Here is a 10190-nt window from a genome sequence, read left to right as displayed (position 1 = left end):
CCGCTGGTCGGTCCACCCATGAGCCAGCGGTCCGCGTTCCAACTCCCTTTCCAGACGGGCTATCTGCGTGCCTGACAGACGGGGCCGACCAGGGGATCCCTCCGATGCCAGCCCGGTCAGGCCCTCCTCGCGCCACTGGCGCCGCCAGCGTTCCACTGAGCGCTCCGAGACACGCAGTGCAGCAGCGATCTCCCGGTGCTTATGGCCAGCCTCGAAGCCAGCCGCGGCCTGGAGCCGGACCTGCTCTCGCGCGGACCTCTCGGCGTCGGTCAAGCCGCCACCCTGCGGATATCTCACCCCACCAGGACTACCGAAGCTACTTGCGCGCTGTCCGACGAACAGCCCGACATCACCCCATCAAGTTCAGTAGCCCCGTCAGCAGGTAGGCAGGGCTGCGGACGCGTGCGCCCCGAGGATGGCTGTCTCCGCGCTGCTTGATCACCCGGCGCAGAGCCTCGTGCGTGGCCCGGTCCCAGAGTGGCTCCGCTATCCGTATGGGGTGCCCGTCGGACCCGATAACGGGCCGGCTCTTGTGCATCAGGTACCCGAGGGCCGCTTCGGACCTGAGGATGTCCCGGACCGCTGATGACATCCAGGGCGCCCCGGTGACCGGTCGGCCGTACATGACGGCGCGGTGGTCGGAGGGCGACAGTTCACCGGCGCGGGTCAACCTCGCCGCCTCAGAAGACGGGGTGATGTTCTCCGGGTCGGCCAGGATGCGTCGCGCGACGTTTCGGATCACCGAGGCGGCGTGCTCGTGCAGTGCCACGTGGTCCACGGCACCGGTCGGCATCAGGCGGACGTAGCGGTAGCCGTAGGAGGGCTTTGCCTTGACGCGTCCCGCCGCGCGGGCCTTCACCGCCGCGTCGCGGTTGCGACGCTGGATGGCGCGCAACTCCATCTGGGCGCCCCAGGCTTCCATGGTGAAGCGGTTCTCGTCGTTCGGATCGTCGAGATTCCAGGGCCCGTCGTGCCCGTACGTGAGCAGAGCCAGCCCGGTGTCGCGCATCATGTAGCCGGTGTTGAGGCAGTCCACGAGATTGCGTCCCAGGCGGTCCACCGCGGCACCCGCGATGCCGTTGTACGGGCCCCGCTCGCCTCGGAGCCACGGCCCCAGCCTGGGCCGCGTCATCGGGTCGGTAGCGCCCGACACCTCCCAGTCGTCCGCCCACGCGATGACGTGCCCGCCCGCAGCCTTGACTGCGGCGAGCACGTCTTCACGCTGACGCTGGGGCGAGGAGGTTGAAGCTGACATCTGGGAGAGACGACGGACGCCGATGTAGCAACGTCCGCGACCGTCGTAGGCACGTTCGATCACTCTCTCCGCCATACCACACATGCATACCTCCGCCATCTAGCTTTAACGGCGGTAGGTCTCCAGCAGCCGCAGCCACACCTCGCTGATGGTCGGGTAGGACGGGACGGCGTGCCAGAGGCGGTGGACGGGCACTTCCCCCGCCACGGCGACGGTGGCCGAGTGCAGGAGCTCGCCGACGCCGGGGCCGACGAAGGTGACGCCGAGGAGGATCTCCCGGTCCAGATCGACGATCATGCGGGCGCGGCCCCGGTAGCCGGAGGCGTACAGGCTCGCGCCGGAGACCGAGCCGAGGTCGTAGTCGACGGCCCGGACGCGCAGGCCGGCGTGTTCGGCTTCGGCGAGGGTGAGGCCGACCGAGGCGGCCTCCGGGTCCGTGAAGACGACCTGGGGGACGGCGGCGTGGTCGGCCGTCGCGGCGTGGGCACCCCAGGGGCCGGTTTCCAGCGTCGAGGCGCCCTGGGCGCGGGCGGCGATCGCGGCGCCCGCGATCCGGGCCTGGTACTTGCCCTGGTGGGTGAGAAGCGCTCGGTGGTTGAGGTCGCCGACCGCGTAGAGCCAGTCACTGCCCTCGACCCGGCAGCTGTCGTCCACAGTCAGCCAGCCGCCGGGCTCCCGCCCCACCGTCTCCAGGCCGAGGTCGTCGGTGCGGGGGGCGCGTCCGGTGGCGAAGAGGATCTCGTCGGCCTCGATCCGGTCGCCATCGTCCAGCTCGACGGTGACCGGCCCGTCGGGGCCGGACCGGTGGAGGGCGGTGGCGGAGACGCCGTACCGGATGTGCGCACCGGCCTCGACGAGGGCCTCAGCGACCAGCTCACCGGCGAAGGGCTCCATCTTCGGCAGCAGTCCGCCGCCCCGGATGAGCAGCGTCACCTGGGCGCCCAGGCCCTGCCATACGGTGGCCATCTCCACGCCGACGACTCCGCCGCCGACGACGACGAGCCGGCCGGGCACGCTCTTCGCGCTGGTCGCCTCGCGGCTGGTCCAGGGGCGGGCTTCCGCGACTCCGGGCAGGTCCGGGACGACGGCGCGGCTTCCGGTGCACACGGCCACGGCGTGCCGGGCGGTCAGGTGGCGGACCGTTCCGTCCGGCGCCGTGACGGAGACCCGTTTCTCGCCGGTCAGCCGCCCCTGGCCGCGGAAGACGTCGGCGCCGACGCTCTCCAGCCACTCCACCTGCCCGTCGTCCTTCCAGTGGGAGGTGAACCCGTCCCGGTTGGCGAGTACGGCGTCGGCGTCCAGGGGTCCCTGGACGGCGGCTTCGAGCCCCGGCACCCTGCGGGCCTCGGCGCGGGCGACGACGGGGCGCAGCAGCGCCTTGCTGGGCATGCAGGCCCAGTACGAGCATTCGCCGCCGACGAGCTCGGTCTCCACGACGGCGGTGCTCAGGCCCGCCGCCCTGGTCCGGTCGGCCACGTTCTCACCCACCGGTCCCGCTCCGATGACCACGACGTCGTACTCGGTACCGCTCGCAGCTTCGTTCATGGTCACAGTCTGGCCGGGCGTGTGCCGGAGGGCCACAGGGGCATGCGGAATAGTGCACGGATGGTCACGGTTGTGCCGGACAGGTCCGAACCGGCACAGGAAGAGGTAGCAGAGAATGAGCACCGTAGAGCTCACCAAAGAGAACTTCGACCAGGTCGTGAGCGACAACGAGTTCGTCCTGATCGACTTCTGGGCTTCCTGGTGCGGTCCCTGCCGCCAGTTCGCCCCGGTCTACGACTCCGCGTCCGAGCGGCACCCCGATCTGGTCTTCGCCAAGGTCGACACCGAGGCGCAGCAGGAGCTGGCGGCGGCCTTCGACATCCGCTCGATCCCCACGCTCATGATCGTCCGTGACAACGTCGCCGTGTTCGCACAGCCGGGCGCGCTGCCGGAGGCCGCGCTGGAGGACGTCATCGGGCAGGCGCGCAACCTCGACATGGACGAGGTGCGCAAGTCGGTGGAGGAGCAGAAGAAGCAGCAGGGGCAGCAGCAGGCATAGCGTTCGATCGGACGTCCCACTCCCTTCGAGGCCCCGGCCCGGAGTTGCGTCAAGCGCTCCGACGGGGCCTCGTGCGTGCCTGCGGGCGGGGCCGGTCGGCAGGCGGCCCGAGGCGTGGGATCATCCCCCGGCCGGGTCGTCCCCTCTTACGGGGGAACGGTCGGCCACGCGTACCGAGAGGCCGTAGTCGATTTCGGCGCCGTCGATCAGCAGCGCTTCCACCGTACGCGTGACAGGGTCGATGTCCGCCTCGATGCCGTCTCCCGCGTAGCGGGGGTAACCGGACGCGCCGGTGGCGCCGGTGGCTTCCACGGTCCCGGACCGGATGGCGCTGCCGGGCTTCGGCGGCTCGTCCCTCTCGTACTCCCCCTTCTTCACCGGTCCCGGTTTGTCGGCGCCGGACGCGTCGGCGTACTCGGGTACCAGCAGGATCTCGTAGCTCTGCGGATGGCTCATGGGGCGACGCTAAGGGCTGTCCGGCGGTCGCCGGTGGACCGGCGCGCGCCGGTCAGGTCGAGTCGCGGGGCACCGCGACGGCCCGGAGCAGCTCGTGGTGTTCCGGTTCACCGCCGGGGTGCTGGACCAGCCTGTCGATGAGTTCCGCGAGCGGCTGCCCAGTGGCGAGCGCCATCCGTACGGTGCTCAGCCGGGGGCGGAGCAGCCTGCCGAGCATCAGGTCGTCGGCGCCGATCACGGCGGCCTCGGCGGGTACCGAGATCCCGGCGTCCTGGAAGGCCCGCATCAGCAGCATCGCGTACTCGTCGTTGTAGGCGAAGACGGAATCCAGACCGAGGGCCCGCCAGCGGGCGGCCAGACCGGCGGCGTCCGCCTCGTCGTACGCCAGGTCGAGTTCCTCGATCCGCGCTCCGGCCGGTCGTGCCACCCGGCGTACCCCTTCGAGGCGCGGGACCGCGAAGGGAACCGTCGCTCTCTCCCTGGGCATGACCACACCGATCCGGCGGTGGCCCCGCTCCAGCAGGTGGGACGCGGCGCGGCCGCCGACTTCGCGCTGGTCCAGCACCAGGCCGTGCGCTCCCTCCACCGGGTGCGGGCCGAGGGTGATGACGGCCTTGGCGCCCGAGCGGTGGAGGACGGCGATGCCGTAGGCGGTGAGTGCCAGCCCGGCCGGTGCGACGACGGCCACGGGGCGGAGTTCCGCCCAGGCCCGTGCGGCCTCGTCCGCGCCGAGACCGGCGCTGCCGTACTGGACCACGGTGTAGTCCAGTCCGCGCAGGCCCGCCTGCAGTTCCTGCAGGAAGTGGCGGTAGAGGGGGCCCTCGGGGAGGTGTCCGGTGGGCAGCAGCACCATCCGGGTGTGTCCGGCGCGCAGGCTCCTCGCGGCGGCATGGGGCACGTAGCCGAGGTCCCGGGCGGCTTCCCGCACCCGGCGGCGGGTGGGTTCGCTGATCCGCATGGTGGGGTTGTTGTTGAGTACGTAGGACACGGTGGCCCGGGAGACGCCCGCCAGACGCGCCACGTCGGCGCTCGTGGGGACGGGAGATTCCGAGGGCTGCTTGGGTAACTGGCTCATGGCGACGGGCAGTCTTGCAGACGTACCGGAGCGGGTCGCGTCCCGGGGCACCTCCAAACGCACCTGCTGTGCGCGGGAGTGTTCCGGCAAGGGCCTCCGGCGGCCGCCCGTGATCTTCGCGCGCCCGGCACACGCGCCCCGCGCGCCGGTTCACGGACACGACCGGTCCCCGGCCACGGCCAGTGCGGAGCCATTGAAGTGACTGTCTTACGGTGTGTTGATGACTTATCAGAACAGTACGCCCGAGGCCGATTTTCCCGGCCGCACAGGCCTCTCCGCGACCGTCGAGGCCGACCCGCGCGAAGTGGGCCCTGTCCGCACCTCCTACGCTCCCGACCGGGACGGCGACCCCGATCCGGGTGAGATCGTCTGGACCTGGGTGCCGTTCGAGGAGAACGACGGCCGGGGCAAGGACCGGCCGGTGCTCGTCGTGGCCCGGGAACAGGCCGGAACCCTGCTCACGGTGCAGCTCTCCAGCAAGCAGCACGACCTGGACCGGGAGTGGGTGGCATTGGGTGCCGGGCCGTGGGACAGCTCGGGCCGCCCTTCGTGGGTCGACCTGGACCGGGTGCTGAGGGTGCACGAGGACGGGATGCGGCGCGAGGCCTGCGCGCTGGACTTCGCACGGTTCCAGCGCGTGGTGGAGCGGCTCCGGGAACGGTACGGCTGGAGCTGAACCGGTCCGGCCCGTGTGCGGGCATCGGCCCAGCCCGCCCGCACCGGGCCGGGGACGCGTCAGCCGGGAAAGCGGGCGGCGAAAGCCGCGCGGGTGGCGGATTCGGGGGCGCGGTCGAGGACGCCGAAGACGATCTGCTCGAAATGGCCGGCGAAGCGCCCGCCGTCCGTGAGCAGGGCGCCGAAGGCGTCCGCGACCTGTTTCGGTTCGTTCTGGAAGACCCCGCAGCCCCAGGCGCCCAGGACGAGCCTGCGGTATCCACGGGCGGCGGCGACCTCCAGCACCCGCTCGGCGCGGCTCGCCAGGGCCGCCGGAACGCGGTGCGCCTCCTCGGGCGTCTGCCGGCGGATCACGCCCGCGTTGGGTGCGGGCGAGGTGAGGAAGCCGACGAGGTACGGGGTGTCGAGCAGCGCACCCCGGTCGTCGCGGAAGACGGGCACGCCGGGCGAGTGGATGACCCGGTCGGTGTAGAAGGCACTGCGGTTCGCGCGGTGGTGCGCGTAGTACTCGGGGGCGCGCAGAAGGGTCGCGTGGAGCGCGGAGGCGCGGCAGAGGTCCTCTTCCTGCGCCCGTGCGCCGTTCAGGTATCCACCTCCGGGATTCCGGGCGGAAGCGAAGCTGAGCACGGCGATCCGGTCCGGGCCCTCCTCGCTCATCCGGCGGGCGGCCCGCAGGCTGCTCTCGCCCGTCACCTCGAAGGCGGTCGCGCGGTCGGAGTCGGGCGCGGGCGCTTCCACCGGGCCCGGACCGTACAGGCCGGTCCCCGAGAGCGCGGCGGCGGTGGCCTCCCCGATGCCGACCTCACGCCCTGCGGGTGTCCGGTAGCGGCCCTCGCCGACGATGGCCTCCGTCTCGCGCGCCAGGGCGCGCATCCGTGCGCTCACGAGCGCTCCCCCACGTCACACATAGCGCACATGTTCGATGCCGGGTGAACTCCGCGCAACGTCTTTTCGCCCGGCCCGGGCGCCCTTGTGCGATCGGTCGGCAGGGGTTTGGGTGGAAGGGAGGCATCGGAAGAGGAGGCACGTATGCCCCCGAACGCGACCACCGGCATCGGCACCATCACGCACGGATCGCCGCTCGGCGAGAGCGAGGCGGAGGATTTACTGCAAGCCATCTGCTTCAAGACCGGACCGCCCCGCACCGTCGGGGTGGAACTCGAATGGCTCATCCACGACGCCGTACGTCCTGACCTGCGGGTCCCACCGGAACGCCTGGACGCGGCCTTCGCGAAGGTGCGGGCGCTGGCGCTGGATTCGGCGCTGACCTTCGAGCCCGGAGGACAGCTCGAACTCAGTTCGCGGCCCGCCGGATCGCTCATGGCATGCGTCGGGGCGGTCGCCGCCGACCTGGCGGCCGTACGCGGCGCGCTGGGCGGGGCGGGCCTGTCGCCCACGGGGCTGGGCGTCGACCCCTGGCAGTCTCCCCGGCGGTGGCTGCGGGAGCCGCGTTACGACGCGATGGAGGCGGCCCTGGACCGCTCGGGCACGGCCGGCCGGGCCATGATGTGCACCTCCGCTTCGGTGCAGGTCTGCCTGGACGCGGGCGAGGAGGAGCCGGGGCCGCTCGGTTACGGCCGTCGCTGGCAGCTCGCGCACCTGCTGGGCGCGGTACTGGTGGCGGCGTTCGCCAATTCGCCCTTCCAGCAGCGGGCGCGGACCGGTTGGCGGTCCACCCGGCAAGGGCTGTGGGCCGCGCTCGACCCGGACCGCACGCTGGCTCCTCCGGGGCATCTTCCGCCGCGCGAGGCATGGGCCGCGCACGTACTGGACACCAGCGTCATGTGCATCCGCACCGCTGCGGGCCCCTGGGAGGTGCCGAACGGGCTCACCTTCCGCCAGTGGATCCGGGGCGGTGGCCCCCGGCCGCCGGCAGCTGAGGACCTGGAGTACCACATGACCACCTGTTTTCCACCCGCACGGCCGCGCGGGCACCTGGAACTGCGCATGATCGACGCCCAGTCCGGCACGGACGGCTGGCTGGTGCCGCTTGCCGTCGCCTCGGCTCTGTTCGACGATCCGGAAGCGGCGGAGACGGTGTACCGCACCGTGAAACCGCTGGCCGAGACGGCGGGCGCGAACGCGGCGCCGCGCAATCCACTGTGGCGGGCTGCGGCCCGCGACGGGCTGACCGATCCCGAGCTGCGGGCCGCGGCCGCCACCTGCTTCGAGGCGGCGCTCGACGCACTCCCCCGGATCGGCGCGACCACCGCGGTGCAGGACACCGTGGCGGACTTCACCGATCGGTACGTCGCCCGCGGACGATGTCCCGCCGACGACCTGCCCGACCTTCTCTCCCCCTCGGCCGCCGCCGCGTGGGCCGAGGCGTCGTCGGCCGGCGGCACCCGGACGTCCCCCTCCGGAAAGGGCTTCCCCGCATGACCAGCCTCTCCGACAGCAACTTCCACCTCGCGCCGGAGTCCGACGCCGAGGATCTCCGCAACCGGGCCCTCACCGCCCTGCTCGCCGCCAGGCTCCGCACCTCGGCACTGACTGACAGCGTCACCGACGGCGAACTCACCGCCCAGCATTCACCGTTGATGTCCCCGCTGGTCTGGGACCTCGCCCACATCGGCAATCAGGAGGAGCAGTGGCTCCTGCGCGCCGTGGGCGGCCGGGACGCGATCCGGCCGGAGATCGACAGCCTCTACGACGCGTTCGAGCACCCCCGCTCCGCCCGGCCTTCCCTCCCCCTGCTGGCCCCCGCCGAGGCCCGTGGCTACGCCTCGGACGTACGCGGCCGGGTGCTGGACATCCTGGAGAGCGCCCCGCTGCACGGCGGCGGCCGCCCGCTGGAGCGGGCCGGATTCGCCTTCGGCATGATCGCCCAGCACGAACAGCAGCACGACGAGACCATGCTGATCACCCATCAGCTGCGCTCAGGACCGGCGGCGCTCACCGCTCCCGAGCCGCCCCGGGCGGATGGCTCCGCAAGCCTCCCGGCCGAAATCCTGGTTCCGGGTGGTCCGTTCACCATGGGCACGTCCACCGAGCCGTGGGCCCTGGACAACGAACGACCCGCTCACCGGCGCGAGGTGGCCGCGTTCTTCCTGGACACCACCCCGGTCACCTGCGGCGCGTACCAGCGGTTCATCGAGGACGGCGGATACACCCAGGAACGCTGGTGGCACCCGTCCGGCTGGGCGATGGTCCGTGAACACGACCTCACCGCACCGCTGTTCTGGCACCGGGAGAGCGGGCAGTGGCTGCGGCGCCGGTTCGGGACGATGGAACCCGTGCCGACCGACGAGCCGGTGCTGCACGTCAGTTGGTACGAGGCGGACGCCTACGCCCGCTGGGCCGGGCGGCGACTGCCGACCGAGGCCGAATGGGAGAAGGCGGCCCGCCACGACGCGGCGGCCGGGCGTTCACTGCGCTACCCCTGGGGCGACGCCGATCCCACGCCGGAGCGGGCCAACCTCGGCCAGCGACACCTGCGACCCGCTCCCGCCGGCGCCTATCCGGCCGGCCAGTCGCGCGACGGGGTACGGCAGTTGATCGGCGACGTGTGGGAGTGGACGGCCAGCGACTTCCTGCCGTATCCGGGGTTCGCCGCCTTCCCGTACCGCGAGTACTCGGAGGTGTTCTTCGGCCCGGAGCACAAGGTGCTGCGCGGTGGTTCGTTCGCGGTGGACCAGGTCGCCTGCCGGGGCACGTTCCGCAACTGGGACCTGCCGGTCCGGCGCCAGATCTTCTCCGGCTTCCGTACCGCCAGGGACTTCTGATGTGTCGTCACCTCGCCTACCTGGGACCCCCGGTGCCGCTCGGCGAGGTCCTTCTGGCACCGGAGTTCTCGCTCGTACGGCAGTCCTGGGCACCCCGACGGCAGCGCAACGGCACGGTCAACGCGGACGGGTTCGGCATGGGCTGGTACGCCCCCGGGGACCCGGCGCCGGGGCGCTACCGGCGGGCCGTCCCGGTCTGGGGCGACGAGACCTTCGGGGAGCTCGCCCGGGTGGTCCGCAGCGGGGCGTTCCTCGCGGCGGTCCGGGACGCCACGGAGTCGGGCGCGGACGGAGAGGCGGCGGCCGCGCCGTTCAAGGCGGGTGCGCTGCTCTTCAGCCACAACGGCGCCGTGCTCGGGTGGCCGGGCTCCCTGGCGCCACTCGCGTCCGCCCTGCCCGCGTCCGTCCTACTGTCCCTGGACGCCCGCAGCGACTCGGCGCTGCTGTGGGCGATGATCCGCCACCGCACCGAGGAGGGCGACGACCTCCCGCAAGCCGTCGCCGACACCGTCCTGGACGTGGCACGGACCGCGCCCGGTTCGCGTCTCAACCTGCTGCTCACGGACGGGACGACCGTGGTGGCGACCGCCTGGGGCGACAGCCTCTGGTATCTGCACCGGCCCGGCCACCGCACGGTGGTGGCCTCGGAGCCGTACGACGACGATCCGGCCTGGCGCGAGGTGCCGGACCGCACCCTGCTGGTGGCCACCGTCGACGAAGTCCTTCCCACCCCGCTCAAGGAGACCCCCCGTTGAGTCCCTTTCTGCTGACCCGCACCCTGCCGGTGGACGCCACGGAGGCGGCGCTCCGCGCCGACGTGCTCGCCGGGCTGTCCCGACGCCCCAAAACGCTGCCGCCGAAGTGGTTCTACGACGCGCGGGGCAGCGAGCTGTTCGAGGAGATCACCCGGCTGCCCGAGTACTACCCGACCCGTGCGGAGCGGGAGGTCCTGGTGACACA

Annotated in this window: 12 protein-coding genes; 6 read left to right on the top strand and 6 right to left on the bottom strand. The window is 72.1% G+C overall.

Annotated features, from left to right (window positions below; genetic code table 11):
* From ACFWEP_RS25295 to ACFWEP_RS25285, 3 genes are all read right to left on the bottom strand, one after another.
* Positions 1-273: helix-turn-helix domain-containing protein (locus ACFWEP_RS25295; protein ID WP_387373145.1), on the bottom strand; the 273-nt coding region annotated here is incomplete at its 3' end.
* Between the two features lie 76 nt (positions 274-349).
* Positions 350-1330, bottom strand: a complete 981-nt coding sequence (locus ACFWEP_RS25290) for a recombinase family protein (RefSeq protein ID WP_387373143.1) — start codon at positions 1328-1330, stop codon at positions 350-352.
* 30 nt (positions 1331-1360) lie between these two features.
* Positions 1361-2800 (bottom strand): dihydrolipoyl dehydrogenase family protein, encoded by a 1440-nt coding sequence (locus ACFWEP_RS25285; protein WP_387373141.1) that lies wholly within the window; start codon positions 2798-2800, stop codon positions 1361-1363.
* A 115-nt stretch (positions 2801-2915) separates the two neighbouring features.
* Here ACFWEP_RS25285 and trxA point away from each other — a divergent pair, with 115 nt between their 5' ends.
* Positions 2916-3299: a thioredoxin gene (gene trxA, locus ACFWEP_RS25280; protein ID WP_387373139.1), complete on the top strand. Its 384-nt coding sequence runs from the start codon at positions 2916-2918 to the stop codon at positions 3297-3299.
* 120 nt (positions 3300-3419) lie between these two features.
* Here the strand turns inward: trxA and ACFWEP_RS25275 are convergent, their stop codons facing one another.
* Together ACFWEP_RS25275 and ACFWEP_RS25270 are read right to left on the bottom strand one after the other, a co-directional pair.
* Positions 3420-3755, bottom strand: a complete 336-nt coding sequence (locus ACFWEP_RS25275; protein ID WP_387373138.1) for a hypothetical protein — start codon at positions 3753-3755, stop codon at positions 3420-3422.
* A 52-nt stretch (positions 3756-3807) separates the two neighbouring features.
* Complete coding sequence (locus ACFWEP_RS25270; RefSeq protein ID WP_387373136.1) at positions 3808-4830, bottom strand: LacI family DNA-binding transcriptional regulator; 1023 nt, start codon at positions 4828-4830, stop codon at positions 3808-3810.
* A 220-nt stretch (positions 4831-5050) separates the two neighbouring features.
* Here ACFWEP_RS25270 and ACFWEP_RS25265 point away from each other — a divergent pair, with 220 nt between their 5' ends.
* A complete protein-coding gene (locus tag ACFWEP_RS25265) occupies positions 5051-5506 on the top strand; it encodes a type II toxin-antitoxin system PemK/MazF family toxin (protein ID WP_387373134.1) in 456 nt (151 codons plus the stop codon).
* Positions 5507-5565: 59 nt separating this feature from the next.
* Here the strand turns inward: ACFWEP_RS25265 and ACFWEP_RS25260 are convergent, their stop codons facing one another.
* Positions 5566-6390, bottom strand: coding sequence for a TIGR02452 family protein (locus ACFWEP_RS25260; RefSeq protein WP_387373132.1), 825 nt, complete (start codon positions 6388-6390; stop codon positions 5566-5568).
* A gap of 144 nt (positions 6391-6534) precedes the next feature.
* Here ACFWEP_RS25260 and egtA point away from each other — a divergent pair, with 144 nt between their 5' ends.
* From egtA to ACFWEP_RS25240, 4 genes are all read left to right on the top strand, one after another.
* Complete coding sequence (gene egtA / locus ACFWEP_RS25255; protein ID WP_387373130.1) at positions 6535-7887, top strand: ergothioneine biosynthesis glutamate--cysteine ligase EgtA; 1353 nt, start codon at positions 6535-6537, stop codon at positions 7885-7887.
* Positions 7884-9230, top strand: coding sequence for an ergothioneine biosynthesis protein EgtB (gene egtB / locus ACFWEP_RS25250; RefSeq protein WP_387373128.1), 1347 nt, complete (start codon positions 7884-7886; stop codon positions 9228-9230). The genes egtA and egtB overlap by 4 nt, the downstream gene beginning before the upstream one ends.
* The gene (egtC, locus tag ACFWEP_RS25245) at positions 9230-9985 is read left to right on the top strand and encodes an ergothioneine biosynthesis protein EgtC (RefSeq protein ID WP_387373126.1); all 756 of its coding nucleotides are present in this window, start codon (positions 9230-9232) and stop codon (positions 9983-9985) included. Before egtB ends, egtC begins: the two co-directional genes overlap by 1 nt.
* Positions 9982-10190 (top strand): L-histidine N(alpha)-methyltransferase (locus tag ACFWEP_RS25240; protein WP_387373124.1); only part of this gene is annotated, 209 nt, incomplete at its 3' end. The genes egtC and ACFWEP_RS25240, both read left to right, overlap by 4 nt.

It is taken from the genome of Streptomyces sp. NPDC060198 (assembly GCF_042728415.1).
Taxonomy (GTDB): Bacteria; Actinomycetota; Actinomycetes; order Streptomycetales; family Streptomycetaceae; genus Streptomyces.
Note: the sequence above shows the minus strand (reverse complement) of the source record. Positions and strands in the feature narration are given on the sequence as shown.

Bases quoted from the DNA above. Each gene is read 5' to 3' on its own strand.
- ACFWEP_RS25290 (WP_387373143.1), bottom strand. From the start codon at position 1,330: ATGGCGGAGAGAGTGATCGAACGTGCCTACGACGGTCGCGGACGTTGC.
- ACFWEP_RS25285 (WP_387373141.1), bottom strand. From the start codon at position 2,800: ATGAACGAAGCTGCGAGCGGTACCGAGTACGACGTCGTGGTCATCGGA.
- trxA (WP_387373139.1), top strand. From the start codon at position 2,916: ATGAGCACCGTAGAGCTCACCAAAGAGAACTTCGACCAGGTCGTGAGC.
- ACFWEP_RS25275 (WP_387373138.1), bottom strand. From the start codon at position 3,755: ATGAGCCATCCGCAGAGCTACGAGATCCTGCTGGTACCCGAGTACGCC.
- ACFWEP_RS25270 (WP_387373136.1), bottom strand. From the start codon at position 4,830: ATGAGCCAGTTACCCAAGCAGCCCTCGGAATCTCCCGTCCCCACGAGC.
- ACFWEP_RS25265 (WP_387373134.1), top strand. From the start codon at position 5,051: ATGACTTATCAGAACAGTACGCCCGAGGCCGATTTTCCCGGCCGCACA.
- egtA (WP_387373130.1), top strand. From the start codon at position 6,535: ATGCCCCCGAACGCGACCACCGGCATCGGCACCATCACGCACGGATCG.
- egtB (WP_387373128.1), top strand. From the start codon at position 7,884: ATGACCAGCCTCTCCGACAGCAACTTCCACCTCGCGCCGGAGTCCGAC.
- egtC (WP_387373126.1), top strand. From the start codon at position 9,230: ATGTGTCGTCACCTCGCCTACCTGGGACCCCCGGTGCCGCTCGGCGAG.